24 protein-coding genes and 2 pseudogenes are annotated in these 26,427 nt (G+C 44.2%); 14 read left to right on the top strand and 12 right to left on the bottom strand.

The window, feature by feature from the left end:
* Window positions 1–51: 51 nt before the first annotated feature.
* On the bottom strand, window positions 52–426 hold the full coding sequence (locus tag DWX26_RS12070) for a TnpV protein (RefSeq protein WP_118601504.1): 375 nt from the start codon (window positions 424–426) through the stop codon (window positions 52–54).
* 4 nt (window positions 427–430) lie between these two features.
* Entirely contained in the window at window positions 431–1,846 is a 1,416-nt protein-coding gene (locus tag DWX26_RS12065) for a plasmid recombination protein (RefSeq protein WP_279220574.1), read from the bottom strand.
* Window positions 1,847–2,127: 281 nt separating this feature from the next.
* Between DWX26_RS12065 and DWX26_RS12055 the strand changes: the two genes are divergently transcribed.
* The 12 genes and pseudogenes from DWX26_RS12055 (at window position 2,128) to DWX26_RS11990 (ending at window position 13,074) form a co-directional block, all read left to right on the top strand.
* Window positions 2,128–2,502, top strand: a complete 375-nt coding sequence (locus tag DWX26_RS12055; RefSeq protein ID WP_118601502.1) for a TnpV protein — start codon at window positions 2,128–2,130, stop codon at window positions 2,500–2,502.
* Between the two features lie 366 nt (window positions 2,503–2,868).
* Window positions 2,869–4,788, top strand: coding sequence for a tetracycline resistance ribosomal protection protein Tet(O) (gene tet(O) / locus DWX26_RS12050; protein ID WP_000691758.1), 1,920 nt, complete (start codon window positions 2,869–2,871; stop codon window positions 4,786–4,788).
* A gap of 51 nt (window positions 4,789–4,839) precedes the next feature.
* Window positions 4,840–5,013 (top strand): cysteine-rich KTR domain-containing protein, encoded by a 174-nt coding sequence (locus tag DWX26_RS12045; protein WP_002779755.1) that lies wholly within the window; start codon window positions 4,840–4,842, stop codon window positions 5,011–5,013.
* 490 nt (window positions 5,014–5,503) lie between these two features.
* The gene (locus DWX26_RS12030; RefSeq protein WP_105116765.1) at window positions 5,504–6,013 is read left to right on the top strand and encodes a sigma-70 family RNA polymerase sigma factor; all 510 of its coding nucleotides are present in this window, start codon (window positions 5,504–5,506) and stop codon (window positions 6,011–6,013) included.
* Between the two features lie 94 nt (window positions 6,014–6,107).
* Window positions 6,108–6,533, top strand: coding sequence for a sigma-70 family RNA polymerase sigma factor (locus DWX26_RS12025; RefSeq protein WP_000323895.1), 426 nt, complete (start codon window positions 6,108–6,110; stop codon window positions 6,531–6,533).
* Window positions 6,534–6,616: 83 nt separating this feature from the next.
* Window positions 6,617–7,091: pseudogene (locus tag DWX26_RS12020) on the top strand (RNA polymerase sigma factor).
* A gap of 154 nt (window positions 7,092–7,245) precedes the next feature.
* Window positions 7,246–8,278, top strand: a pseudogene (locus DWX26_RS12015) (AAA family ATPase).
* 517 nt (window positions 8,279–8,795) lie between these two features.
* A complete protein-coding gene (gene mobV / locus DWX26_RS12010; protein WP_001820668.1) occupies window positions 8,796–9,761 on the top strand; it encodes a MobV family relaxase in 966 nt (321 codons plus the stop codon).
* Between the two features lie 8 nt (window positions 9,762–9,769).
* Window positions 9,770–10,624: a ParB/RepB/Spo0J family partition protein gene (locus DWX26_RS12005; protein ID WP_000743700.1), complete on the top strand. Its 855-nt coding sequence runs from the start codon at window positions 9,770–9,772 to the stop codon at window positions 10,622–10,624.
* Window positions 10,625–10,669: 45 nt separating this feature from the next.
* Complete coding sequence (locus DWX26_RS12000) at window positions 10,670–10,900, top strand: YdbC family protein (protein ID WP_001206986.1); 231 nt, start codon at window positions 10,670–10,672, stop codon at window positions 10,898–10,900.
* A 71-nt stretch (window positions 10,901–10,971) separates the two neighbouring features.
* On the top strand, window positions 10,972–11,163 hold the full coding sequence (locus tag DWX26_RS11995) for a hypothetical protein (RefSeq protein ID WP_001820669.1): 192 nt from the start codon (window positions 10,972–10,974) through the stop codon (window positions 11,161–11,163).
* 54 nt (window positions 11,164–11,217) lie between these two features.
* The gene (locus DWX26_RS11990; protein ID WP_001820670.1) at window positions 11,218–13,074 is read left to right on the top strand and encodes a recombinase family protein; all 1,857 of its coding nucleotides are present in this window, start codon (window positions 11,218–11,220) and stop codon (window positions 13,072–13,074) included.
* An 18-nt stretch (window positions 13,075–13,092) separates the two neighbouring features.
* On the opposite strand, the gene DWX26_RS11985 is transcribed toward DWX26_RS11990, so the two are convergent.
* The 5 genes from DWX26_RS11985 to DWX26_RS11965 form a co-directional block, all read right to left on the bottom strand.
* Complete coding sequence (locus DWX26_RS11985) at window positions 13,093–13,320, bottom strand: DUF5348 domain-containing protein (RefSeq protein ID WP_055066584.1); 228 nt, start codon at window positions 13,318–13,320, stop codon at window positions 13,093–13,095.
* Window positions 13,321–13,437: 117 nt separating this feature from the next.
* A complete protein-coding gene (locus DWX26_RS11980) occupies window positions 13,438–14,775 on the bottom strand; it encodes a virulence-associated E family protein (protein ID WP_118601501.1) in 1,338 nt (445 codons plus the stop codon).
* Window positions 14,723–15,400 (bottom strand): CHC2 zinc finger domain-containing protein, encoded by a 678-nt coding sequence (locus DWX26_RS11975; protein ID WP_243030658.1) that lies wholly within the window; start codon window positions 15,398–15,400, stop codon window positions 14,723–14,725. Before DWX26_RS11975 ends, DWX26_RS11980 begins: the two co-directional genes overlap by 53 nt.
* 369 nt (window positions 15,401–15,769) lie before the next feature.
* Window positions 15,770–16,822: a site-specific integrase gene (locus tag DWX26_RS11970; RefSeq protein WP_118601499.1), complete on the bottom strand. Its 1,053-nt coding sequence runs from the start codon at window positions 16,820–16,822 to the stop codon at window positions 15,770–15,772.
* Window positions 16,823–16,835: 13 nt separating this feature from the next.
* Entirely contained in the window at window positions 16,836–17,027 is a 192-nt protein-coding gene (locus tag DWX26_RS11965; protein ID WP_009243123.1) for a helix-turn-helix domain-containing protein, read from the bottom strand.
* Between the two features lie 210 nt (window positions 17,028–17,237).
* Here DWX26_RS11965 and DWX26_RS11960 point away from each other — a divergent pair, with 210 nt between their 5' ends.
* The gene (locus DWX26_RS11960; RefSeq protein WP_118601498.1) at window positions 17,238–17,771 is read left to right on the top strand and encodes a helix-turn-helix domain-containing protein; all 534 of its coding nucleotides are present in this window, start codon (window positions 17,238–17,240) and stop codon (window positions 17,769–17,771) included.
* Window positions 17,772–18,037: 266 nt separating this feature from the next.
* Here the strand turns inward: DWX26_RS11960 and DWX26_RS16770 are convergent, their stop codons facing one another.
* The 4 genes from DWX26_RS16770 to DWX26_RS11945 form a co-directional block, all read right to left on the bottom strand.
* Window positions 18,038–18,184: a hypothetical protein gene (locus DWX26_RS16770; RefSeq protein ID WP_156338077.1), complete on the bottom strand. Its 147-nt coding sequence runs from the start codon at window positions 18,182–18,184 to the stop codon at window positions 18,038–18,040.
* Window positions 18,185–18,205: 21 nt separating this feature from the next.
* Window positions 18,206–18,946 carry an energy-coupling factor ABC transporter ATP-binding protein gene (locus DWX26_RS11955; RefSeq protein WP_118601497.1) on the bottom strand — a complete coding sequence of 247 codons (741 nt, stop codon included), beginning with the start codon at window positions 18,944–18,946 and terminating at the stop codon, window positions 18,206–18,208.
* A gap of 121 nt (window positions 18,947–19,067) precedes the next feature.
* Window positions 19,068–19,838 (bottom strand): cobalt ECF transporter T component CbiQ, encoded by a 771-nt coding sequence (cbiQ, locus tag DWX26_RS11950; RefSeq protein WP_118601496.1) that lies wholly within the window; start codon window positions 19,836–19,838, stop codon window positions 19,068–19,070.
* Window positions 19,839–19,861: 23 nt separating this feature from the next.
* Window positions 19,862–20,854 carry an energy-coupling factor ABC transporter permease gene (locus DWX26_RS11945; RefSeq protein WP_118601495.1) on the bottom strand — a complete coding sequence of 331 codons (993 nt, stop codon included), beginning with the start codon at window positions 20,852–20,854 and terminating at the stop codon, window positions 19,862–19,864.
* Between the two features lie 435 nt (window positions 20,855–21,289).
* Here DWX26_RS11945 and DWX26_RS11940 point away from each other — a divergent pair, with 435 nt between their 5' ends.
* Window positions 21,290–22,747 (top strand): alpha-L-fucosidase, encoded by a 1,458-nt coding sequence (locus DWX26_RS11940; protein WP_199676806.1) that lies wholly within the window; start codon window positions 21,290–21,292, stop codon window positions 22,745–22,747.
* 311 nt (window positions 22,748–23,058) lie between these two features.
* Here the strand turns inward: DWX26_RS11940 and DWX26_RS11935 are convergent, their stop codons facing one another.
* Entirely contained in the window at window positions 23,059–26,427 is a 3,369-nt protein-coding gene (locus DWX26_RS11935; RefSeq protein ID WP_118601494.1) for a TIM-barrel domain-containing protein, read from the bottom strand.

Raw genomic sequence — 26,427 nt, 5'->3', positions numbered from 1 at the left:
TACAGAGGGTGTCTTTCTTTTGTGCAATATTTTGGATTTGCTCATTTATAGTTATAAATATATTATTTCTTTCAATGCTATTTCTTCAGCAGTTGCTTGAATATTATTCATCCTCCGCACCCATTCCATCTGATCCTGCATCTTCAATTCTTCCGTCACACCCCACTGTTCAGCCATCTGTTCCATCAATATCTCAACTTTTTCTCTTACTTCCTTATCAACCTGATTTAAATGCTCCGTCAGTTTCCCGGTCAGTACCAGATATTGATACCTGGCACTCCTGTGTTCCTTCAAAAACTGTTTTCGCATTATTCCATACTTCCTATATGTAGGTTCTTCCTCATTGATTTCCAAGTCTGGCAGATAATAATCTCCATGCAGTGTGTAGTTCAGTCCGTTCTTTTCATCATAAATCTGTTTCTTCATATTCTTACAACTCCATTCCTCTGTACTTTGCTTTATTCTTCTTAATTTTTGCATTGTGTTCTTCACTTCGTTCTCTTGCCCATTGTATACGGTCACCTATTTTTTTCGGCATCTGCTCTTTCTGTTTTTTCGCTTCAAGTTCCGTCTGCATCCGGATATCGTCCTGCACCAGTCGTTCTACCATATCTTTCCCCAACATGCGTAAAAGTCGGTTATACCTGTCTGCAATTCCCTGCAGTATTTCTTTCTCACCAGACAATTTCTGATAATCTTTCTGAACTTCTGCCAGTTCCTTTTTTGTTTTTTCATGCTCTTGCTTTTTCTTCTGAAACTTACTTTTCCAACTATCTCTTTCTCTTGTGAGTTCTTTCACCTGTGCAGCCATCGCACCGATTTTGTTTTTCATTTCAATGAATAATGGTTTTATTTTCTTATCCCGGTAAGTTACCGCACGTTCCAATGCTGTAGCTTCCGGCAGAAATGTTTTAATCATTCCATATTCTTTTATTTCCTTACTGACATTATCCATCACTGGTTGCAGGAATTCTCTTCTGTCCTCCAGTTTTTTCAATTCCGTTTCTGCTTTCTCCGCACGTTTTTCCGCTATCTCTTTATCTTTCTGGAACTGAATTTTTTCTTCTTCCAGTAGCTTAATATCTGCCCTTGCGTCCGCAATCTGAGAAGTCAGGTCTTCATTCTCTGCTGTCAGATTTTCTTTTTCCTGCTCCAGTTCCTGCACTTCCTTTTTGCGTTCTTTTTTCTTGAAATTGTAAACATCCAGATGCTCTTCATGTGTGCCTTTCTGTTCCCATTCAATTCCATGCTGTTTTGCGATTTCAGCCAGCACTTCTTTTTCATGATTTATCCATTGATTCAGTTCTGTGTCATGCTTATTTCCACCTTGAAATCCAAGACTTTTCAATGCCTGTTTCAATGAAACTCTGGTATCCATTCCTTTTCCCTTCCAGTTAGTCACATAAGGTACAAAATCAATATGAAGATGTGGAGTAGCTTCATCCTGATGCAGATAGCAGCTAAATACCCGAAGTGTCGGATTCCGCTTCTGGAAGTCTTTCACATATTCGTCCAGTACCTTTACAGCCAGATTTCCTTCTGCCGTACCAACTGCCATATCCTCACGATTTCCTATCTGAAAAATCACTTCATGGAACAGCTTCTCCTGTTTTCCCTGCCGGATTTTTTCATAGTAATTTGTAATCTGCCGATCCTTTCTTTTCCCGACATTGTATCTCTCCACAGCATTGTCAAACAGCTCTTTATAAACTTCTTTCAGATTCTCATTCTTATAACAAATGTTCAATTGTACTCTGTCTGAATCTACATTTTCTGCTATAAAATCTCGCCTGTTATGAGCCAGCGAACCGGCTCCGATCATGCCGCTGATTGTCCGTTTCATCATAAATTTTCTCACCTCTTTTCTACTCGAGTGACTGACATGGCACATAATTTTTATTTACGCCAGTTATGGCGATATTTAAGAAATTTTCGCCGGATACGGCGGTTTTGTTACTTTTGTCAAAAGTAACGCAAAAGCACTTTCGACAGCCGTACCGTCCATCAAAAGTCCCCTTGCGCCCTGCCGGGGGCATAACGTCCTTATGGACGTCTGTTCTGCACCGACCGATGTAGGACGGATTTTGCGGACATTCAAAATAAAAAAGAATGTGGAGGTAACAGACAATGGCAAAATCATTATTTGAGGAACTGGGCGGCAAATACGAAAGGCAAGGGGATTATTTGATACCGTGCTTAACTGTACCCGCCGAAGAAGAACAGGCAATAGGCATCTGGGGGCAACGGCATTTAGATTATCTAAAACAGTACCGTAAAGTTACATACACCAATCTTCTTACAAGCGACAGGCTAAACGCCTACCTTGCCGACATCAACAGACAGGCACAGGAACGCTTTGAAAGGCTCATAGAGGGTATGAAACAGGCACAGGGCATAACGGAACAGCTAAAGGCAGAAAACGCCTTAGAATGGACAGGATGCCTCAATAACATAAGGGCTTGTGCGAGGGAGATTGTGGAAAAGGAAATTATTTTTGCATAAACAGATGATTAGTGGCAGGGGGAAATCCTGCCGCTTTTTCTGCTTTAGTTTGTCAGCTTGACAAATAAAGGGTTAAGGAATATAATTAGATTCAGTATTATACAAGGAGGTAATAAATATGCGGCAAGGTATTCTTAAATAAACTGTCAATTTGATAGTGGGAACAAAAAGTAGCAGTCCCGTTTCACTTTTAATATGGGGCTTAGTTTTTTGTACCCAGTTTAAGAATACTTTTATCATGTAATTTTATATGCCCGAAAACATATAAGTGTTTTGGGGCTATTGGAGTTATTTACCCAGTGATAGGAGTATTTATCACTGGGTATTTTTATGCCCTTTTTTGGGTGTTGATAGGAGGAAAATCACATGAAAATAATTAACTTAGGCATTCTGGCTCACGTTGACGCAGGAAAGACAACATTAACGGAAAGTTTATTGTATACCAGTGGTGCAATTGCAGAACTAGGGAGCGTAGATGAAGGCACAACAAGGACAGATACAATGAATTTGGAGCGTCAAAGGGGAATCACTATCCAGACAGCAGTGACATCTTTTCAGTGGGAGGATGTAAAAGTCAACATTATAGATACGCCAGGCCATATGGATTTTTTGGCGGAAGTATACCGTTCTTTATCCGTATTAGACGGAGCAGTATTATTAGTTTCTGCAAAGGATGGCATACAGGCACAGACCCGTATACTGTTTCATGCACTACAGATAATGAAGATTCCGACAATTTTTTTCATCAATAAAATTGACCAAGAGGGGATTGATTTGCCAATGGTATATCGGGAAATGAAAGCAAAGCTTTCTTCGGAAATTATAGTGAAGCAAAAGGTTGGGCAGCATCCCCATATAAATGTAACGGACAATGACGATATGGAACAGTGGGATGCGGTAATTATGGGAAACGATGAACTATTAGAGAAATATATGTCAGGGAAACCGTTTAAAATGTCAGAACTGGAACAGGAAGAAAACAGGAGATTCCAAAACGGAACGTTATTTCCCGTTTATCACGGAAGCGCTAAAAACAATCTGGGGATTCGGCAGCTTATAGAAGTAATTGCCAGTAAATTTTATTCATCAACGCCTGAAGGTCAATCTGAACTATGCGGGCAGGTTTTTAAGATTGAATATTCAGAGAAAAGGCGGCGTTTTGTTTATGTGCGTATATATAGCGGAACATTGCATTTGAGGGATGTTATTAGAATATCTGAAAAAGAGAAAATAAAAATCACAGAGATGTGTGTTCCGACAAACGGTGAATTATATTCATCCGATACAGCCTGCTCTGGTGATATTGTAATTTTACCAAATGATGTTTTGCAGCTAAACAGTATTTTGGGGAACGAAATACTGTTGCCGCAGAGAAAATTTATTGAAAATCCTCTCCCTATGCTCCAAACAACGATTGCAGTAAAGAAATCTGAACAGCGGGAAATATTGCTTGGGGCACTTACAGAAATTTCAGATGGCGACCCTCTTTTAAAATATTATGTGGATACTACAACGCATGAGATTATACTTTCTTTTTTGGGGAATGTGCAGATGGAAGTCATTTGTGCCATCCTTGAGGAAAAATATCATGTGGAGGCAGAAATAAAAGAGCCTACTGTTATATATATGGAAAGACCGCTTAGAAAAGCAGAATATACCATCCACATAGAAGTCCCGCCAAATCCTTTCTGGGCTTCTGTCGGGTTGTCCATAGAGCCGCTCCCTATTGGAAGCGGAGTGCAGTATGAAAGCAGAGTTTCACTTGGATATTTAAATCAATCGTTCCAAAATGCGGTTATGGAGGGGGTTCTTTATGGCTGCGAGCAGGGGCTGTATGGATGGAAAGTGACAGACTGTAAAATCTGTTTTGAATATGGATTGTATTATAGTCCTGTAAGTACCCCCGCAGACTTTCGGCTGCTTTCCCCTATCGTATTGGAGCAGGCTTTAAAAAAAGCAGGGACAGAACTATTAGAGCCATATCTCCACTTTGAAATTTATGCACCGCAGGAATATCTCTCACGGGCGTATCATGATGCTCCAAGGTATTGTGCAGATATTGTAAGTACTCAGATAAAGAATGACGAGGTCATTCTGAAAGGAGAAATCCCTGCTAGATGTATTCAAGAATACAGGAACGATTTAACTTATTTCACAAATGGGCAGGGAGTCTGCTTGACAGAGTTAAAAGGATACCAGCCAGCTATTGGTAAATTTATTTGCCAACCCCGCCGCCCGAATAGCCGTATAGATAAGGTTCGGCATATGTTCCACAAGTTAGCTTAACAGCTTGCAAAAGTCATATAAAATGAGATTTGAAAGGATTAGAGACTAATTATGATGAAATGCGAATGGATATTGTGTCCTGTTTGTGGGAGCAAAACCCGTAATAAAATTAGGAAGGACACTGTTTTGGAGAATTATCCCCTTTATTGTCCAAAATGCAGACAAGAAAGATTGATTAAAGTTGACAACTTGAAGATAACTGTCATCAAAGAGCCAGACGCTTAAGACGCAGAGCCGATGAAATTGTGGAACAATTCACGAATCATCGGCTCTTTTTGTTTCGTATTTGAAAGAACAAACTCACCAAATAAAAAAAACGATATTCGGGTGGGTTATTTTGTTATACCCTAAATTACCCTCTGAATTTGTTTTTAAATTTGGAGGGATTTTTTTATGTCCTTTTTTCGGGCAGTTATCTATCTGCTCATACGAAGCAAAATTTATCAATACATAGCATATCAGAGAACGGCAGGAAACCAGTTAAAAAAATTTCTGCCAGTGCAACGGTACTTCTCACCTTGAAAGTAGAAGTACAATCTCCATACAATAGAATTACTATTTCCTATAACCGTAAAGGTCACAGAGCCTTTGCGGTTTTTCTTTTGTCGATTTTTGTTGGAAAGTGCCGTAGGGCTGTTTCTGATATGCGGTGTCGTTCTCCGCCTCTCCATCTGGATTTTTTACATTTCAAAAATTCAGATGGGAGGTATTTATGGTGAAATATGCACCAAGAAAGGTATATATCAGAGAAAGTGGCGGCTATGTGGAATTATCCTACACGGAGTTCTGCCGTTGCAGGGAATCCGACCAGACCTATATGGACAAGCTGTTTATCCCCATTCAAGGCTGTCTGCTTGAAGTCGTGAGGGAGCAATACACAGACTTCTACCGTGACAAGGAACGGTGGCGTTATCTGCAAAAATTAGATACAAAGAATAGACTGCTATCTCTCGACGGATTTACGGACAGCGAGGGGAATCCTCTGGACTTTATCACTGATGAAGCGGTGGACATTGCAGAAACCGTTGTCAATGCGGTCATGGTGGACAGGCTGAAAGCCGCCCTGCCTTTGCTGTCGGATAGTGAACAGGAGCTGATACAGGCAATCTTTTTTGACGGACTTTCCGAGCGTGAAGTCGGGGCGAGGTTGGGCATAACCCAGAGCGTTGTAAACAAACGCAAAGCCAGAATCCTAATAAAACTAAGAAAGATAATAGAAAATTAAAATTTAAGGCGTTCAGCCCCCTTGTTTTTTCCTTTGGGAAGATGAGGGGGCTTTTCTCTGCCCTCTCAATCAATTCTGATTGGAGGAAGTAAGAATGGCATACAACCACGGACGGGAGGACAGGAAATGGCGTATCTGGAAAGAAGCGGAGGAAAAGCTGCTGCGTGAGTGCGGCGTTGATGAAGCGACCATTGAGCAGATACGCATGGCGGACAGGGCAGACTTCAATTCCAACAGGCGGTTTTACCGATGGACGAATGACGTTGCGGAATATCTTGAGGACATGGCAGGCAGGGAGCGGCAGGCGGAAGTGGGTACGGTTGCGGAGTTACTGGAAGAGATTGAGAGCGAAAATCTCTATCAAGTATTAGTCACGGTGGACGGGCGTACCTTGAAAATCGTCCTGCTGAAAATGCAGGGGTATTCCACAAAGGAGATTGCCCCGCTTGTGCATTTGACGACTGGTGCCATCTATGCGAGGTTAGACCATCTGCGGAAGAAGCTGCGGAAAATTTTATAGCTTCTAAAACAGCCTGCCATCCTGCGGGCTACTGGGTGAGGGATGGAAATCCCCTCACTCATTTTTTGCAGGAGGACAACAGGATGGCATACAGGGTTAAGGCATACACGCTTCGGGAGGAATCCACGGAAAGCGGCACAAGGTATTTTATCAGCTTTAAGGACGGGCAGGGCAAATCCCACGAGTTGGAAGTGTCGGAACAGTTCTTTATGGAGTTTCGGCAGATGGAGCGCAGGAACAGGAATCTTTTCTAATGGGACGAGCGGCACAGGGAGTTTAACGAGGTATGGGACGAAACCCTTTACAGACGGGCGTTGCGTGTGCCTAAGAGCCTTGATGAACGCATGGTTGAGGAAGAACGGAATGAAACGCTCTATAAGGCGGTTGGGAGCCTTCCAGAGATACAAAGGCGGCGTTTCCTGCTCTACTACGAGTATGAGTTCAATTTTTACCAAATCGCCGCTATGGAGCATTGCACCGCTTCGGCAATACAGAAATCTGTTGCGATTGCAAAGGAGAAAGTAAAGGCGGAAATTGAAGAAATATCTCCAACCGTGACCGACACCGCCCGAAAAAGAAATCTGTTTTTTATTTGTGTGGGATTGGCGGCATTACATACTCTCACTTTTTTCCGTGGGAGTAAATCTATTTTTAAGGAGGTCAACGCCTATGTGCAACGAAAACAAAGACACCGCCCGAAAGGAGGAAAGCCATGCAGAAGTTACAGACAGTCAACGCCGAAACGCTCCTTTATGAACCGCTTGAGAAACCATCCTTTGTGGTGGACAGCCTTATCCCGACAGGCTTATCGCTGTTCTGCGGCTCACAGAAGATAGGCAAAAGCTGGCTCATGCTGAAGCTATGCTTATGCGTGTCGCAGGGAATCCCTTTATGGGATATGCCGACAATGGAGGGCGATGTGCTTTACCTCTGCCTTGAGGACACGTTCTGCCGCATACAGGACAGGTTATTTCGTTTGACGGACGAAGCAAGCGGGCGGCTCCACTTTGCCGTGGCAAGCTGCAAGCTGTCAGACGGTCTTATCGTGCAGCTTGAAGATTATCTGAAAGATTACCCAGACAGCAGGCTCATTGTCATTGATACCTTGCAGAAAGTCCGTACAGCTTCAAAAGACAATGCCTATGCAAGCGACTATGGGGACATCTCCCTCATCAAAGACTTTGCCGACAGGCACTCTCTGGCGGTCATTGTCGTACACCACATCCGAAAGCAGAATGACAGCGACGTGTTCAACAAGGTGTCTGGGACGACAGGATTAACGGGGAGTGCGGACGCTACCTTTGTTCTGGAAAAGGAGAAACGTGCGTCTGACACCGCCAAGCTGTATGTGACGGGCAGGGACACGCCTTATCAGGAATACACGCTGCGTTTCCGTGATTGCCGTTGGGAGCTTGTGGAGCGGAAAACGCAGGAGCAGCTTGCGAAAGAAACGATACCAGATGTCCTTTTTCGGTTGGTGGATTTTATGAGGGATAAGGAAGAATGGATAGGCACGGCAACGGAACTGTTAGCCGCTATGGGGGAAACGGAAACCATACCCACGGTGATTACGAAATGGCTGAATGAATACCGCACCACATTTTTAAGCGAGAACCGTATCTGCTACCAGTACAGCCGCAGGAAAGACGGCAGGCGGATTGCCCTTGCAAGGAGGGCGGGTGACAGCGGTGATGGTGGTGACAGCGATATTAGGATACCCCCCTGTTACTGTCATTGACGCTTAAAGCCATGTAAAGCTGGCGGCTCTGCCCTGCGGGTGACAGCAGTGACGGTGGTGACAGTGATTTTAGGATACCCTGCCGCTGTCATCCCTACGGGAGAACACCCCGTAAACGCAAAATGCAGGCGTGAGATTTACTCGCCCTTTTCGGTCGTGTAAAACCACCCCTGCGGTCAGAAAAATCATTCCGATTTTTCCGACTGCGTTTACAGGGTGTAACACACTACACTTTGCCCTGCAAAGTCGTGTGCCAGACGTTCCCTCTGGACTCCCTTAAGGCAGGGCTGTGCCCTGCTATCCTACGCCTTACGGCTTCGGATAAAAGAATGGCGGCATGACGGTGACGGCTCTTGCGAGGGGGGTATCCCAAAAACACCGTCATCATCGACATGACCGTCATGCAGGGGGTGAGGGTGACAGTTGCGGCAGTCGGCAGGGGGTATCCCAAAACTGCTGTCACCACCGTCACCGCTGTCACCCCAAAGGACGGTCACCCGCCGAAAGAAAGGAGGAATCCGCCTATGCCTTATGCAATCCTGCGTTTCCAGAAACGAAAAGCGGGCGGCGTTGCGGCTTGTGAACGCCACAACGAGCGGAAGAAAGAAGCCTACAAAAGCAACCCAGATATAGATATGGAACGCTCTAAAAACAATTACCATCTCATAGCACCACCAAAGTACACCTACAAGAAAGAGATTAACCGCATGGTAGCCGAAGCGGGGTGCAGGACAAGGAAAGACAGCGTGATGATGGTGGAAACGCTCATCACAGCTTCACCAGAATTTATGAACCAGTTACCGCCCGAAGAACAAAAAGCGTATTTCCAGACGGCTCTTGACTTCATTTCGGAGCGTGTTGGAAAGCAGAATATCCTCTCCGCTGTCGTCCATATGGACGAGAGAACGCCCCATATGCACCTCTGCTTTGTGCCGATTACGCCAGACAATAAGCTGTCAGCGAAAGCTATCTTAGGCAACCAGAAATCATTATCCGAGTGGCAGACCGCCTACCATGAGCGGATGTCCTCACGGTGGAATCAGCTTGAACGGGGGCAGTCCTCAATGGAAACCAAGCGGAAACACGTCCCCACATGGCTCTATAAATTAGGCGGCAGGCTTGATAAACAGTATGAAGAAATCGTGTCTGCCCTATCCGACATCAACGCCTTTAACGCAGGGAAGAAAAGGGATAAAGCGTTAGATTTACTCTCTGCATGGCTGCCAGACGTGGAGAAATTCTCTAAGGAAATCGGGAAACAGCAGGCGTATATCGACAGTTTGAAAGAGAGAATTGGGCAGGAATCAGACTATGCGGGGCGTATGCGTGATGAAAAGTACGAGCAGGAACTAAAGGTGCAGAAAGCGAATCAGAAGATATTTGAATTGCAGAGAACCAACGAGCAGATGGGGCGGCTGCTGTCAAAAATACCGCCCGAAGTGTTGGAAGAATTGCAGAAAAATCATAGAAGCAGAGCGAAAGAAAGGTAGATATGTGAATGAAGAAACAGGATTTTAAGGTGTTAAAGACCAAAGACTTGTACCCGTTCCCCGACAATCCGTTTCATGTGGCAGAAGATGAAACACTGTCAGAGTTAGCGGAAAGCATCAAGGAATTTGGCATTGTCACGCCGATAATCACACGCCCGAAAGAGGACGGGGACGGTTATGAAGTGATTGCAGGACAGCGGCGTGTCCGTGCTTCTGAACTTGCAGGGATAAATACCGTGCCTGCGTTTGTCCTGCCCTTAGACCGTGACCGAGCCATCATCACCCTTGTAGACAGCAATTTGCAGCGTGAGAATATCCTGCCATCGGAGCGGGCGTTTGCTTACAAGATGAAATCCGAAGCCATGAAGCGGCAGGGTTTCCGCACAGACTTAACCTCGTCACAAGTTGTGACGAAGTTGCGGACGGACGACAAGGTGGCACAGGGCTTCGGCGTGGGCAGGATGACCGTGCAGCGTTTTATCCGCCTGACGGAACTGATACCGCCGATTTTGCAGATGGTGGACGAGGGGAAAATCGCCCTCACGCCTGCGGTGGAACTGTCCTTCTTGAAGAAAGACGAGCAGGAAAACCTCTTTGCCACGATGGAGAGCGAAGAAGCAACGCCCTCACTCTCACAGGCACAGCGGATGAAACAGTTAAGCCAGAGCGGGCGGCTTGACATGGATACGATATTTGCGATTATGACGGAGGAAAAGGGCAACCAGAAAGAAACCTTGAAAATCAACACAAGCAAGCTGAAAAAATACTTTCCGAAGAACACAACGCCGAAGCAGATGGAGGAAACCATCATCAAACTTTTGGAGCGTGAGTTGCAGAGGAAACGCAACCGTGACAGCCGCTAATCTTCTTTTTTCGGGAAGTAAATACAGAGAGTTGAGGTATGGAGAATGAGAGAAATCCAGTATGAAATCGTAAAGGAAATCGCAGTATTGTCTACGGGCGACAGTGGCTACACAAAGGAAATCAATCTCATTTCATGGAATGGGAAAGAGCCGAAGTATGACATCCGCAGCTTTTCCCCGAACCGTGAAAAGTGCGGCAAGGGAATCACGCTGAACGCTGATGAAGCGGCGGCACTCCTTAAAGCATTACAGAAAGAATTAAACAGCGAGGATTAATGGTATCTGATTGGCAGGGCGGGGACATTTCCAAACTCTTCCCTGCCCTGTCTGGAAAGGAAGATTTAAGTATGGGCGAGGATAAGAAAGCAGATAAAAAGAGAAAGCGTATCGTGCCAAAAGCACCAGTGCAGATGATAATCAGCCGTGAATATGTCGGCACACAGACCGTTACAGAAGCGTTTGTCCCGATTATCTCCGAGGATATTCGGAAGAAGATTGCCGAGGGCGACACCTTCGACAATGAGGGGCTGTCCGCTTAGAATGTACGCAATGGGACATGAAAACAGATAGGACAGATACGGAGGTTTTACAGTATGGCAGGAATCAAAGAAGAAAAGAAAATCTATTTAGTCGGCATTTATTGCCGCTTATCTAAAGACGATGGTACGGATAACGAGAGTGCGAGCATTGCGACACAGAAATCCATCCTCACGGATTATGTGAAAAAGCAGGGATGGCACATAGCAAAAACGTATGTGGACGATGGTTATTCTGGTACAAATTTCCAAAGACCAAGTTTCCAGAATATGATAAAAGACATTGAAAGCGGTCTGATAAACTGCGTGATTACGAAAGATTTATCCCGTCTGGGGAGAAACTATCTTGATTGTGGGTTATATCTGGAAGTTTTCTTCCCAGAGCATAACGTGAGGTATATAGCGGTCAATGACGGCGTAGATACCTTGAATAAATCTGCTATGGACATCACGCCTTTCCGCAACATTTTAAACGAAATGTATGCCGCTGACATATCTGTTAAGATAAAATCGGCATATCGGGCGAGGTTTCAACAGGGGAAATTCATGGGAACTACCGCCCCTTATGGCTATATCAAAGACCCTGCCGACCACAACCATCTGCTGATAGATGATAAAGTGGCACATGTTGTAAAAGAGATATTCGACCTTGCATTAAAAGGGAATGGAGTTGCCAAAATTTGCAGACATCTTAATAAACAGCATATCCTACGCCCTGCCGCTTATGCGGCGGAGCGTGGCGAAACAGGCTTTGAACGTCATTTTGAGGGGAACGAGGACAAACGCTATATTTGGAGTGGGAACAGCGTGAGGAGCATTTTAAGAAGCCCGATATATGCGGGAAATCTTGTAGGCTACAAACGGATTGCCGCCAATATGAAAAGCAAGAAACGCCCCTCTAAGCTGCCCGAAGAATGGGAAGTGATACCCAATACCCATGAGGGAATAGTCACGCAGGAGGAATTTGATATTGTCCAACAGCTTATTACAAGTCGTAGGCTTCCACAGAACAAGGGAGGATTTGTAAATATTTTTGCAGGCGTTATCAAGTGTGTGGACTGCGGATGTGCTCTGCGGGCAATGAACGTACACAGGAGGAAACGCCCAGAGATTATCGACTGTGTACAGTATTCATGTAATAATTATGCAAGAAACGGAAGAAGCGAGTGTAGTGCCCACAATATAGAAGCAAGGGATTTATTCAATGCCGTTCTTGCCGACATCAACTGTTTTGCGGATATGGCAGTGAATGATGAAAAGGCGGTCAGGGCCATAGAAAAGCGGCTCACGGAAACAGACCAGAGCAGGGCGAAAGCATTAGAGAAAGAACGTAAGAAGCTGAACAAACGCCTTGCGGAACTGGACAGGCTGTTTTCCTCTCTCTACGAGGATAAGGTCATGGAGCGTATTACCGAGCGGAATTTTGAGATGATGTCGGGGAAATACCAGAAAGAGCAGCTTGAAATTGAAGCAAGGCTGAAAGAGGTGACGGAAACTCTTAATGAAAGCTACGAGAAATCACGGGGAATCCGTGACTTCCTCGCCCTTATCCGAAATTATCAAGGCTTAAAAGAACTGGATGCAACAGTTATAAACGCACTCATAGACAAGATACTTGTTTCGGAGCGTGAGAAGATGGCAGACGGAACAGTGAAGCAGGAAATCAAGATTTACTATAAATTCATCGGCTTTGTCGATGAATTACATATCATACCTACAAAACGGTGGGCAGCAATGCCCGCTAAAAATTGTACGGTGTGCGGCGTTGAATATGTCCCGGGCTCTGGTGCATCAAGGTATTGTCCTGCTTGTGCCAAGAAGATACGGAGGGAGAAATCAAACGAGAGCAAACGCAGGAGCAGAGAACAGAAAAGGATAGCATGTATGAACTGTCCGCAAAAAATGACCGACTGAAGTGGATCATAGATCTGTTTATTCTGGTATCCTCGCCTGCACATATTCCAAATCTCCACAATAAGGCGTTCCCACCAGATACCATTCTCTTGCCAGATTCATCTCCATTCTGGTCTGTACCCATTCATCATCTACCAGCACTTCCAGTCCTTCTCCACAGTGAAATCCTGTATCAATCCATAAATCTGATGATAATAATCCATATCTTCCATTGCTGCTGTTATATCCTAATCTTCCCTGTTTCATCATTTTCTGCTCCTTTCCAGTCTGTAAACGGAATTTGTAAACGGAGTTCAAAAGATTTTAAAAGTTAACGTTTTAAGTTTTTTCTTCAAGTTCCGTTTACATCGTTTACAATAATCTTTACTCAAACGGTATTTCCAACTGTTCCGGTACTTCTATAAATCCGTCTTTATCTTTCTTCACCGAATCTTTCATCCGTTTCCATGACCGCTGTATTCCATATTCCTTTCCGAATCGATGTGTACCATGTGGTTTCCAGCCTACAATCGCATTGTTCATAATATTGGCAATTTCTTTACCTTCCCACTGTTTCATTTCTCCGGTTCGATGTAGCGCTTCATCGAACAGAATTCTGGTACATACATACTCGTCATCGTAGTCATCAAGAAATGCCTGTATGATTCCGGCATTGGTATCTTCCGGCATAAATTCTTTTTGCAGACGCTTTGCCTCTTCCTCAATTTCCTTTGTGAATCCTAAGAACACATTTCCCTGTCGATACAGTACCATTGCCTCCGCCCAGGCCTGTTCGATATAAGCTTTGCTCTCTGCTTCATTATCCAGAATATGAACTTCTGCTTTCGACATATCTGTCATCACCGGAGCAAATCGTCTGTTTCCGGTTCTGTCCAGCGGAAGGAAATTCAGATCATTTGAAGTACCACAAAATACACACTGTCGTGGTCTGTCTTCCGGGTGAACTTCATAAGGTACTTTGTAAGTTTCTTTCTGTCTGCTCAAAAACGATTTTATCTGTTCAATATTCTTTGCTGTGATAGTTGCTTTCATTTCCCCCATTTCGATAATCCAGTGATTCTGCAGTTTTCTGTAAATATTTTCATCATCCAGATGATCCAGATTGTCGCTGAACCATTCTTCTTTTATCGCCAGATATTTGAAAAACGTAGACTTTCCGGCTCCCTGACTTCCAACCAGGCACAGCATAATGTCATATTTTATTCCCGGTTCATAAATTCTTGAAATCGCTGCCAACATGTGCATTTTCATTACTCCGATTGTGTATTTGCTCTTTTCTGCTCCCAGAAAATGCGGAAGCATATTTTCTATTCTTGGAATTCCGTCCCAAACCAGGCTCTCCAGATAATCTCTGATTGGGTGATATTTATTTTCATTGGAAACAATATCTATTCCCGCTTTGATCACACGCTCACTTGTTATTTCATAATGCTCTTCCAGATACATTTTCAGATTGTATTCGTCTGTATCTGTGACCGTAGGACTGTTATTTCTCCGCTCCCATGGCACCTCTTTTACAATGTCCATTCTTCCGGAAAGCTCATTTCGTTTAATCGCTTTTTTCAGTACCGGATCATTTTGAAGTACCGTTACACAGTTTCTGATTGTCTGCTTTGTTCTTCCCTTATCCGTATGCTCCAACATATCATTAACATCTTCTGTTGTAATCATCTCCTCGTTCACAATATCTTCTAATTCCATCAAGGACTTCTCGCTGATATTCATCAATTCTTTCTTCAATTCGTTCAACCTCCCTTCTCTTCATCTTGAAAAATTCTGCAATTTCTTCTCCTGTTCCAAACATCAGCACGTCCAGATAGTCATTTATCTTTCTTTCATTTGCCAATGCCTCCGTAAATAATTCGTGCCACTCTTCATCTGGTTCTGGTTTGTAAAACTCTTTCCAGAACTGAATCCATTTCAGATATCTGATCAGCACGTCTGTTGCATGTTTCAACCACTGCTCCAGTTTTTCTCTGATCATCACAACTTTAGGTTTCTTTGATATCAAAGTATTCCTGCTTTGGTGCGTCCTTTTGTATTTGTTTCTGTCTTCGTTTTTTATATTCAGTCCAAAATCTTCTATCATCTTTTTCGCAGCTTCATACTGTGATATTCCAAATAACCTTGCTGTAAAATCTATCGCATCACCGCCCACTCCACATGCAAAGCAGTGATATATTTTATCTGCCTTCATACTTGGGTGTCGGTCTTTATGAAACGGACAACACGCCATTCCATTTCTTTTTACTTTAATCCCGTAATGCTCCGCAGCCTGTCTGGCTGTCACACATTCTTTTACCTGTTCAAATAATGTCACTTCCACCTCCTGCCCCTCCGGGCAAGTCTCTGATGAACAGATATTCGGGAATTGTTGTATCGTTCAATTCGTGATATACTGAATCTGCCAAGATGATATATCAGTGAATCTGATTATCAGAGAACTTGCTCAGATATTTTGTCTGGGCTTTTTCTTTTTGTCTGTTAGTAGCCATAGTTCCACTCCTTATACGAATCTCCTTGTTGGGATAATGATAATTTCAAATTTGCTTCCATCCTCTAATTCAAGAAGAATCGCATAATCCGAATCTCAATCCGGTAAAACGGAACTTATCTTCAGCTTCTTACTGTAATTGAGCGTATCAAATATTTTTCTGACTACTTTCTTTGTTTTCATGTGTCTTTTCCTCCATATTTAACGTTTGTTGTCCAACATCTCAGCTACCTTTTTTTGCTGTGACGGATACAGGTGACCATAAGTATTTAATGTCATCTGAATATCTTTGTGCCCCAGTCTTTCCTTGATGATCAGTGGCTCTACACCCTGATAAATCAGATATGCTACATGGCTGTGACGGATATCATGCACTCTGATTGGTTTTACACCGGTCAATGCTTCATATTTCTTGAGCCGTTTCTGCAGTGTTCTCGCCACAATCGGAAATAACCGCTGATTTTCCGGAAATCCATAATGCTTCTTCGCATACTCCTGCACCTCTTCTTTAAGAAAATTAGGAATATCAATAGTACGGACTGAATTTTCTGTTTTTGGAGTATCAATCACATCTCTTTTCCTGATCCGGTTATAAGTCTTATTGATATGCAAAAGATTACCACTCATATCAAAGTCTGAAAGACTCAATGCCAGAAGTTCTCCTTCCCTGATTCCTGTCCAGAACAGGATTTCAAATATCAGATAATCCTCACTCTCTGGCTCAATCCCGGCGATAAAGCTGTCATATTCTGCTTTCGTCCAAAATTCCAGCTTATTAGCATCCGATTTCCCCATCTTTTTTACTTTCTTACATGGATTTTCCTTCAGATTGTAAATTTTCTGTGCATGATTAAACAGTGCATTTAACTGATTCTGGATCATACGCTCATAAGTCTTGCTGTATCCTTTTTCCTGAATGGTATTCTGCCACTGGATAATCTCTGCCGGTGTGATCTCATTCATTTTTCTTGTCCCAAAATACGGAACAATATGCTTGTTCATCATGTGCTGCTTATTACGGATTGAATTTTCTTTCAGTTCATTCTTTTTATCTTCAAAATAAACTTGAATAAAACTGTTCATCTCCATCTTCATATCCGCTGCAGTCTTTCTTATGAATTCCTTCTCATAATTCAATGCTTCTTTCTTAGTCTTGAACCCTCTTTTCAGCTTCTGCGTTTTCTTTCCTGTCCAGTCAACATAACGGAAGCTCACATACCAGGTTCCCTGTGTTTTGTCTTTGTAAGCTGACATCGTAAATCCTCCTTCATACTGCTCTCTGAGAGCATCCATAAAATTTTGTTTCCCAGTAGGGACGTGGAATCTTTCCACGAACTGCCACATATCCTTCTTTTGCCAGTTCATCGTTGAGTTGCTTTAGAATAGAATATGCTTTACTGCGTTTCACTCCTAATTCTTCCATGACATCATCAACAGTCATCATATAATTAGTTCTCATAGCGTCCTCCTTTCCAGTCACTTTTGTGACTCTTTCGTTGTTCTCTTATAATAATTCACTTTTGTGAATTTATCAATAAACATTTGCGAATTTATTTTTTCCATTCCATACCTATCGCTTTCGTATCAACAATTTGTTAAATCTCACTCTTTTGTATCATTCACTTTTGTGCTAGAATAGAAGCACAAATATTATTAAGGAGGCAGCATTATGATTGGTAAAAAAATCCGGGCATTCCGGGAATTTAGAGGATACAGTCAGATACAATTAGCCGAGCTGTCCGGCATTAACGTAGGAACGATCAGAAAATATGAACTGGGAATTCGGAATCCAAAACCGGATCAGTTAGAAAAGATAGCAACTGCACTGGGATTAAATGTTAGTGTTTTTCTGGATTTTAATATTGAAACAGTCGGAGATGTGCTCTCCCTGCTGTTTTCTATTGATGATTCAGTGAACCTCTCACTTGCTGAGATGCCTGATCAGAAGATTTCACTGACGTTCGATAATCCTACAATGCAGGACTTTTTCAGGAAATGGTGTCAATTTAAAAATGTCTATGAAAAGGAAAAAGCTGAAATATTAGCTATTGAAGATAAAGATAAAAGACAAGAAGAACTGGATAAGCTCAACGCTACCCAGGAAGAATGGAAACTACGTGCCATGGGAACTACGATAGGTTGTCATACCATCGTTAAGAAGGGCACTGAAGGTAATGACATTAAGACGTATGATCTGACTTAATCCACAATCACATCTCTGATTTGTGGATTAATCCACTTTATCTGTTATCATATTTGCGAAAATTATATATTTTGTTATCATTCTGTTATCACAAACGGTTGTCAGGACACTCTCCCGGCAACCGTTTTTCTATGCTGTTCGTTATTATTTCCCACTCTTTTATATATTTCCAGGCAACAGAAAAACCCGTAGAACCGAAGTTCTACGGGTATCTTACGTTTGGACACAACGTTATCTTGCGATAACAAATCTATATTCAGATTGTATTACTCGATGATTGTAGCAACACGTCCTGATCCTACAGTACGTCCACCCTCGCGGACAGCGAACCAACGTCCATGTCCACGCGAACTTTTTCCGATTCCCGCCATTACTACCATCACCGCGAGAAATCCACAACGTATGTGTTTCATCACTTTCTTCCGCAAAACCTTCTACCACATCGGCTTCTGCAGGCAAAACGGCAGCTCCAGTCCGTTTGCCTCAAGAAGCTCTTTGTTGGTCAATATTTCTTTCGTATCCCCGTCGCAGACAATCCGTCCGCCGGCCATCAGAATCACGCGATTGCAGGTTTCCAGAATCATATCGAGATCATGCGATGCGATGATTTTCAGATGTTCAAAATCGTTCAGTATATGAATCAACGTTCTACGGTTTTTTGGATCGAGTGCAATCGATGGTTCATCCATCAGAATGATATCCGGTGTCATTGCGAGGATCGTGGCGATCGATGCCATCTTTTTCTCACCGCCCGACAGCTTATAAATCTGCTTGTCCCGTAAATGCCCGATATGAATCTGTTCCAGTGCATGGCTGACACGCTGTTCCACTTCTGTTTCCGGCAGTCCGTAATTGCGTGGTGCAAATGCCACGTCCTCGAATACCGTCGACATGAACAGCTGACTGTCCGAATCCTGAAAGACATATCCGATTTTCTCGCGCACTTTCGGAAGCATCTCCTTCACAACCGGCATCTCCTCCACACGAATGCTGCCCTCATAGTCCGGATTTAGCCCGACCAGCAATTTCAGCAGCGTGGATTTCCCGACACCGTTCGCTCCAATCAGCCCGATGCTGTCATTTTCGTGTGCAGTAAATGTGATGTCCTGCAGAATCGGGACTGTTTTCTCGTAAGAATAATTAACATGTTCAAAATTGATGTGAATATGGCTCATTTTTGATATCTCCCGATAATTCTTTCCTCTTCCCGCGTGCAGGCAGCTGCACCAGGTTGCTTTTCTACTTCTTTCTACTTCTTCCGACTTGTTGCAAATAGATGTCTTCCCACGCAGCGCTTCATCCCGTTATTTTCAGCACGGCAAAAAGTGCAAGCCACACACCCAGATACAGCCAGTCCTTCGCTTTGCACGGCTCCTTCGCTATATAGTAAAATTCTCCCCGATAGCCGCGCAAAGTCATGCTTTCATACACCTCATTTGCGCGGTCCATGCTGCGCAGAAGCAGCTGGCCGGCCAGTGTTCCCCATACCTTGAAATGAACACCCTTCTGATTCGGCGCGCGCAGACTGTACGCCTGGGTCATGCGGTTTGCCTCCTCGAGAAGCACTGTAACATAGCGGTACGTCAGCAGCACCTGTGTCACCAGAATGGCAGGGATGTGAAGCAGACGCAGTGCATAACAGATTTTTTCGATGGATGTTGTCGCAATCAGAAGATATGCCGCCAGTACGCTGTAAATGCCTTTGATCATCAGCGTCACCATGGAAAGCATCCCTGCTGTCAGCGGAACGGTACCAATATGCCCGATTACCTGACGGTCAAAGATCGGATTGAACAGCCCCACAAAGCAGACGAGCGGCAGGACAATCCGAAGCCGCCGGATACTGTCGCAGAATGAAATTTCGCCGACGATAAAGAGTACAATCGGATAAATTCCCATGCGCAGCAGGCCGGTCAGATCGTATTTTGGAAAGGACATGGTTACGGTCAGAAAAACAATCGTTAAAACAAGTTTAACCAGTGGATGAAGCCTGTTCACCCACTGGTCCTTCGCCGCAAGCATATCCATATGATGGATTTCATATAGTGCATTGCCAAGTTTATTCATTTCTTTCTCCTGTTCCGTGCAGCTTATGACTTTTTCTTTTTAAAGAAACGGAATGCATAGCATGCACCGACACAGACAATAAGAACAACTGCGGATCCCGCAATTCCGGAAAAGCTGGTTCCAAACGTGGAATCGGAATTTTTAAATCCATAGTCCGGCAGAAGTGCCGTTTTTTCCTGAATTTCTTCCGCCGCTGCATGTGCGCCGGTTCCGTCGTTTTCCAGTTCCGTCGAACCAGTCAGACGCTCCATAGACCACTCAAGTCCATCCGGATTGGAGGATGCCGCAAGAGAAACGGCTCCGCCGATCACCAGTGCTGCGATTCCTAAGATCGCAATTGTCTTCTTGAAAGAAAATCGGCTCTTTGCCCTTTCTTCGCTGCACGAAAGCATCTCCGGGCGGGCTTCATAGACGAACAGCAGAACGGCCGCTGTAATCAGGCCTTCTACAAGACCAATCACGAGATGAATCGGCTGCATTGTTGCCACAAATACCGAAAACGGCAGATCCGTTATGCCGGATGCAAGTGTTTCCAGTGCCACACTAAAAGCGCCAAGCTGCAGCGTCACCACGCACCCAAGGATGGAAGCACCTACAATCTTTCCGCGCGACATTCCCTTTTTCATCATCGGACGCCAGAACAGGAAATAACCGAGAAAGCACCCATAAAACGCCATATTCCAGATGTTGCACCCGAGCGCCAGAAGACCGCCGTCCGCAAACAGCAGACACTGGATCAGCAGCACACCGATCATTGTTAAAAACGCGGCATACGGTCCGAGCAACGCGGTCAGCATCATACCGCCGCAGAGATGACCACTCGAGCCTGTGCCCGGAATTGTAAAGTTAATCATCTGCGCCGCAAAGACAAACGCACCCATCACTCCCATCACTGGGATCTTTTTCGGGTCGCTCTCCAGGCGTACTTTTTTTACAGAAAAACCAGCTGCTCCGCCGGAACAGACATACATTGTTGCAGCCACTGCAGGCGCAACCAGCGCATCAGCCATATGCATAATGTTCTCCTCCTTTTCGTTTTCTGTTTTTTTCTTTTTTTACTTTACTACGCTAAAATTCGTCCTGCAAGCCCCCGTGGGGGTTATTTTTTCAGATTTTTCCGCGATCCTTTTTGTTCACTTTTACCGATTTTTTATGAACATTTTGTTTAAATTTAGAGGGTGACTTTTTAACATTTATATGGTATCCTATAGACAACACAGACGGATATCCCGGTGTCGGGAGTCCGTACACACACTATCTCGAGGACAGGATTCCTGTCCGATCCGCGGCCGCCTGCACGTCATCGGGTCGCCGCGGTTTTTTCTACAAAAAAAAAAGCCCTCCGGGCAGGATTCTTTCTTATTTTAGTGCCAAAACCGGCTCTTTACGGGCTCTGGCTGTATTTTCGAGTATTGGTGTGAATTTTATCTTGATGAGAAGGAGACTCTCTTATGAGCACAGAGAACTTAGAACACGAAGAACAAAACAGAACAACGGAACCGATCATCGATATCCGGGACAATGAAGCGCCCGCTGATCCAGAACAGGAAATTGTTTCCCAGGGTGTCCACAACTACAGCGCCGCTGAAACATATGTGTGCCCGACCGATCCGGCTATTCTGCAGCAGCTCGAATGGTTCCGGGATCAGAAGCTTGCGCTGATGATGCATTTTGGATTGTACTGCCAGCCCGGCATGGTTGCTTCCTGGGCATTAAGTGACAAGGATTCCGACTGGTCCCGCCACCAGGTAAACTGGACGGACGGCGAAACCTTTAAAAAACAGTATTTCGGCCTGAATCATTCGTTTAATCCGGTCCGCTTTCAGCCGGAGGAATGGGCGCAGATGGCAGAGGACTGCGGATTCCGTTATCTTCTTCTGACCACAAAGCATCACGACGGATTCTGCCTCTGGGACACCAAATATACAGATTATAAAACAACTGCAGAGGACTGCCCGTTCCATGAACATAAAAATGCGGATATTGTAAAATCCATGTTTGATGCATTCCGTGCAAAAGGCATCGGCATCGGTGCTTATTTTTCCAAAGCCGACTGGCACTGCCCGGACTACTGGAATGAAGATCTGAGAAAAGATGGTCTGACATCCCGCGGACCTTCCTACGATCCGAAGGAATATCCCAACGTGTGGAACCGTTTTAAAGAATATACAAAAAATCAGGTTCTGGAGCTCTGTGAGAATTACGGTAAGCTGGATATTCTCTGGTTCGACGCGGGCTGGGTCTCTGAGAGCAACGGCCAGGATATTGAGCTTGGAAAGATCGTTGAGGAAGCACGTAAGATTCAGCCGTGGGTTCTCTCCGTTGACCGTACAATCGGCGGTGCTTACGAAAACTACGTGACACCGGAGCTCTGCATTCCGGAAGAACCGCTGAACGTTCCGTGGGAAAGCTGCCTTACCCTCGGCGTTGACTTTACATACGAATACGGTGACCATTATAAATCTCCACGTGAGCTTGTCGGCATGCTTGTCAACATCGTTGCCAAAGGCGGCAACATGGCGCTGAACGTCAGCCCACAGCCAGACGGCCGCATCCCGGTCGATGCCTGGGACAGCCTGAACGGTTTTGGCCAGTGGATGAAAACCTTCGGCGATGCTATCTACGGAACCCGCGTCTGCGCGCCGTACCAGAGCGGAACCCTTTCGTTCACACAGAAAGGTGATTCAGTCTATGTATTCCGGTTATATCCGACGGTACAGGAATCGGTAGAGGCAGAAATTTTCGTACCGTATACCGAGACGAAGATTTCGGAGATCTGTATGGTGGAAAACGGAGAAAATGTTGCATTCAAAGAAGTCGAAGGCGGCCTTTGTATGACCGTCCCGGCAGGATACAGACGAGGCTCCGCACCGATTGCGCTGGTGTTTGAGATGAAGAAAGAGCGGTAAATTTTTAATAATCGAAAAGGGCTGTACAGTGTGACTGTTCAGCCCTTTTCATAATTATTAAGATACCTTGGAAAAACCTGTTACTTTTTACAATTTAAAATTTGCTTTTCATTAGAGCGTGTCTGAAAAAAGCTTTTCGTGAGCTCTGGTAGCTATATGGAAGAGCTCCACCTTTTACAGTCAAACGATGACAACGCACATTTTTTACGCCAAGATCGATGTATCCCAAACAAAAGGGGGGCGATTTCAAATCGCGACTTATATGTTCTGTTCTCATTCTACTGTTTATCAGATTTTCCTTAATGTTTATCTTATTTTTTTTGTATTTTTATCACAGATTCGGCAGATGGATTAATCTTCACCAAGATACCCTCTTCCAACTCCAGATAACCTTCCGTGAAATACAGACCTTCTCTCGCAGTCACTTTTGTTAATGTTCTTCCGTTTACGATAGCTTCTGTATTTTTCCAATGAATTCCCGCCAGCATTACATAAAGCTCTACTGTTTTTCCTGAAATTTGGAGCTGTATAGTTTCGCCATTTTTTTTCATGTCACAACATGTTTTGGCACCGGATCTCTCATACAGTGTTTCTTTTACGATGCTGTCATTCTGCGGCACCACAGCCAAAATCATTTCTGTTTCCGATTCGCTCATGCTTTCTCCAAGTTTCAGATTCTCATTCAGTCGAAGTGGAAGAAAACTTCCTTCTCGAACGTACACCGGTATTTTATCAATTGGCACCTCAACGCTCCTCTGCACCGGACCGGAAATTTCATCATTTAAATTCCACAGACTAATCCACCGTCCCTCAGGAAAATAGATTTCCCGCTCTTCTGTTTCATCAGAAACCGGCGCAACCAGAAGATCTTCTCCGAAAAGATATTCGTCCCACACCTTTGTTGCTTCCTGATCTTCTGGATACATCATCGCAAGCGGACGCATCATCGGTATTCCCAGTTTGTGAGCTTCTGCTGCTACACTTACAATATATGGACGAAGATTTTCCCGCAGCCACGTATAATAACGATAAACTTTCACTGTAAAAGCATCGTATTCCCACGGCTCTCTCGGCTCCGTTCCATGGAAACGCATCAATGGACAAAATGCAGCATACTCTGTCCACCGGAGATATGTTTCCTGATCTGGGAATCCATCATAACCTCCCGCATCAACACCCCAGAATGGAAGTCCAGAAGCAGCTGCAGAAAGGCCTCCTGCAATCGCATATTTCAGTCCCTGGAAACTGGTCAACTGATCCCCGCCGAACTGACACGCAAAGTGTTGAGATCCGGGTGCAGCGCCTCTTGTATAAAGAACATGGTCATCTCCATATTTTTGTTCAAATAACTCTCTATAATTTTTCGCATACTGATAGGCATACGCGTTATGCATCTCATCGCCGCGTCTTCCATCATAAAAAACTGCCTCGTCCGGTACAACATCTCCAAAGTCAACCATACTTCCACGAATACCTGCATCCATACGATCCTTCCACTGTGCTGCCAGAAGCTCTTTCGCACGCGGATGGGAGAAATCGATATACACCGGAAGTTTTTCTTCCTCATCATTTTTATTTCTCGTAATCGGAAGCTCCTCCTTCGGGCATTCCGGCAACAATTCCTGCGCCAATTCCTGCGTCATATTAGGGAACTGCCAGGAAAACACCTTGAATCCATGACGTTCTCCAAACGATACAACTTTGTATAATTCCTCTTTTTTATATTCTCCAAAAAAGGTAGCTCCTGCTCCTTCTGCATAAAAGCCGGAATGCGGAATATCGAGTTCATGGAACTTTTTCATTGCCGCCATCTGCTCCAGCGCAATATCCTGTAACGGACCGTTTCTCCATCTTCCGCCGCCACCGCCAGCCCATGGTTCAAATACCCATTCCGGTGGGAAAATCGGAAGCCCTGTGAGCGTTCCGTAAGCAGTCAGCGCCTCACGCGGTGTTCCGCTCCAAATATAAAAATCAAAAACATCTCCAAGTGCTTCCACCGAAAGATAGTCTTGCACAGCATCTCCCACATCCATCCGCATCCGATATGAAGTATTTGCAAAAAAGCTGAAACCATCACTTGTGTGTACCAATGGAATGTTTTTATACGCCTGGTTTCCAATGGATGCAAGACATCCCTCACAAGCATCTCTCTGCCACAGTGCAACGGTTTTTCCATACTGGTTCACGCTGTCAAAACGTTCTCCAAATCCATAAATGGCACTGTTTTCCCGAATTGAAAATCGAATTCGCGAAGCCGAAACACTTTCCTTTTCAAATATAAACGAAATATTTTTCAGATTTGTGATTGCTTTTCTATCAATAGAAATTTCCAGTGTTTCTTTCTGGAGTATCATCTCATGCTCTTTGCTTCTGATTATATATGCATGCTCGGATTCTTCCACAGAAAATGCTTCCGGCTGTCCATCAAAGAAGCCTTTCTTTCCAGAGACCATTCGGAAACCACCGACCACAGGATAAATCATGAGCTCCCATGTTCTCTCTTTTGATTCAACACAAATCGTTACATGATCTTTTGTTTCCAGAACATGTCCAATTTCACTACATGATGTCCATTTTTCCAGATCCTGGTTTCCAAAGCTGTGATCCGCATACCACCATGCACTGCAAGTTCTTAAAAACGTAAGATAACGATCCAGCTCAGCAGCCGCTTCCTCCCATCGGTTTTCTCTTAACCGCTCATTCACTAAACGCTTTTCTACCCATGGATCCATAGGCTTCCATGGATTTGCAACTTCCTGGTTAAAGAAAAAGTCAAAACCCTCCAATGTCAGACTGTCCTGCCAGCGCTGTGCAATTCGGATTCTATCTATCAGATTTTCTCTCGTTGTTGGTTCCACACTCTTTTGTAGCTGATAAATTTCCCTCCGTTCTTCCGTACTAGTTTTTTCCAACACTCCTGGTCTCTGCCAGTGGCAAATTCCGGACGGCATGACAAATACAATGCCGTTCTCCGTTTTTGTTTCCCCCTTTTCTCCAAAAGATACCTCAAGAAAAGTCTCTGGATCATATTCAAATCGATCCGAATAATTCACATTCAGATCTAATGGTGTTGGGCAGAGAATTTCACTTGACTGATGTTTTTTTCGATAGACTTGAAGATCAAAAGCCTCCTCTTTCTCCGGCTTTCCACCAAAAAGCATCCACGGTATTGCAAATAAAGCGTACCATCTGTCCTGCAGAATATCTACTGTTACAGAATACTGCTCTTTCGAGATCGCCGTTTTTTCTCCCTGGTCTTTTCCCTCTCCCAGATATGCCTGATCTCCGCTAAGATATGTCATTCCTTTTTCTACAAAAGCACTGTTGCTGCCATCCCGTTTTGCTGTGAAAACCGCAAAATCTCTTCTTGAAAACTCTTTTCCTGAAAGTGCAACTTCTACTTGATCTTTTCGTTTTACTGTTAACTCTGTAACGGTATTTTCCTCTTTCAAGATATGATGAGCTTTTTCTTCCATGTTTTCAAACAAAACAAACAGTTTTTCTGCTGTATACAGAAACTTACATCTTGTTGGTGTAACAGAGGACGGATTTCCCCCCGCGCGGAAAAAATCCTGTATCGTAGTCGCTTCTCCCCACTCCACAGAATCATATCTCAGATTCTCTGTTTTCTGTTCTTTTCCCAGAACAATTGATGAAACCCCAAATTTCAGTTTCCCCAT

The organism is Blautia sp. AF19-1, assembly GCF_003479155.1.
Taxonomy (GTDB): Bacteria; Bacillota; Clostridia; order Lachnospirales; family Lachnospiraceae; genus Fusicatenibacter; species Fusicatenibacter saccharivorans.
The sequence above is the reverse complement of the archived record's forward strand: the minus strand, read 5'-3'. Positions and strand labels throughout refer to the sequence as shown.

Coding starts and splice junctions, on each gene's coding strand:
- DWX26_RS12005 (WP_000743700.1), top strand. CDS start 9,770: ATGAAGAAACAGGATTTTAAGGTGTTAAAGACCAAAGACTTGTACCCG.
- DWX26_RS11970 (WP_118601499.1), bottom strand. CDS start 16,822: ATGTCAGCTTACAAAGACAAAACACAGGGAACCTGGTATGTGAGCTTC.
- DWX26_RS12070 (WP_118601504.1), bottom strand. CDS start 426: ATGAAGAAACAGATTTATGATGAAAAGAACGGACTGAACTACACACTG.
- DWX26_RS12065 (WP_279220574.1), bottom strand. CDS start 1,846: ATGATGAAACGGACAATCAGCGGCATGATCGGAGCCGGTTCGCTGGCT.
- DWX26_RS11940 (WP_199676806.1), top strand. CDS start 21,290: ATGAGCACAGAGAACTTAGAACACGAAGAACAAAACAGAACAACGGAA.
- DWX26_RS12000 (WP_001206986.1), top strand. CDS start 10,670: ATGAGAGAAATCCAGTATGAAATCGTAAAGGAAATCGCAGTATTGTCT.
- DWX26_RS11960 (WP_118601498.1), top strand. CDS start 17,238: ATGATTGGTAAAAAAATCCGGGCATTCCGGGAATTTAGAGGATACAGT.
- DWX26_RS11995 (WP_001820669.1), top strand. CDS start 10,972: ATGGGCGAGGATAAGAAAGCAGATAAAAAGAGAAAGCGTATCGTGCCA.
- DWX26_RS11985 (WP_055066584.1), bottom strand. CDS start 13,320: ATGAAACAGGGAAGATTAGGATATAACAGCAGCAATGGAAGATATGGA.
- DWX26_RS11945 (WP_118601495.1), bottom strand. CDS start 20,854: ATGCATATGGCTGATGCGCTGGTTGCGCCTGCAGTGGCTGCAACAATG.
- DWX26_RS11965 (WP_009243123.1), bottom strand. CDS start 17,027: ATGAGAACTAATTATATGATGACTGTTGATGATGTCATGGAAGAATTA.
- DWX26_RS11935 (WP_118601494.1), bottom strand. CDS start 26,427: ATGGGGAAACTGAAATTTGGGGTTTCATCAATTGTTCTGGGAAAAGAA.
- DWX26_RS11980 (WP_118601501.1), bottom strand. CDS start 14,775: ATGGAATTAGAAGATATTGTGAACGAGGAGATGATTACAACAGAAGAT.
- DWX26_RS12025 (WP_000323895.1), top strand. CDS start 6,108: ATGGCATACAACCACGGACGGGAGGACAGGAAATGGCGTATCTGGAAA.
- DWX26_RS12055 (WP_118601502.1), top strand. CDS start 2,128: ATGGCAAAATCATTATTTGAGGAACTGGGCGGCAAATACGAAAGGCAA.
- mobV (WP_001820668.1), top strand. CDS start 8,796: ATGCCTTATGCAATCCTGCGTTTCCAGAAACGAAAAGCGGGCGGCGTT.
- DWX26_RS11990 (WP_001820670.1), top strand. CDS start 11,218: ATGGCAGGAATCAAAGAAGAAAAGAAAATCTATTTAGTCGGCATTTAT.
- DWX26_RS16770 (WP_156338077.1), bottom strand. CDS start 18,184: ATGAAACACATACGTTGTGGATTTCTCGCGGTGATGGTAGTAATGGCG.
- DWX26_RS11955 (WP_118601497.1), bottom strand. CDS start 18,946: ATGAGCCATATTCACATCAATTTTGAACATGTTAATTATTCTTACGAG.
- DWX26_RS12045 (WP_002779755.1), top strand. CDS start 4,840: ATGATGAAATGCGAATGGATATTGTGTCCTGTTTGTGGGAGCAAAACC.
- cbiQ (WP_118601496.1), bottom strand. CDS start 19,838: ATGAATAAACTTGGCAATGCACTATATGAAATCCATCATATGGATATG.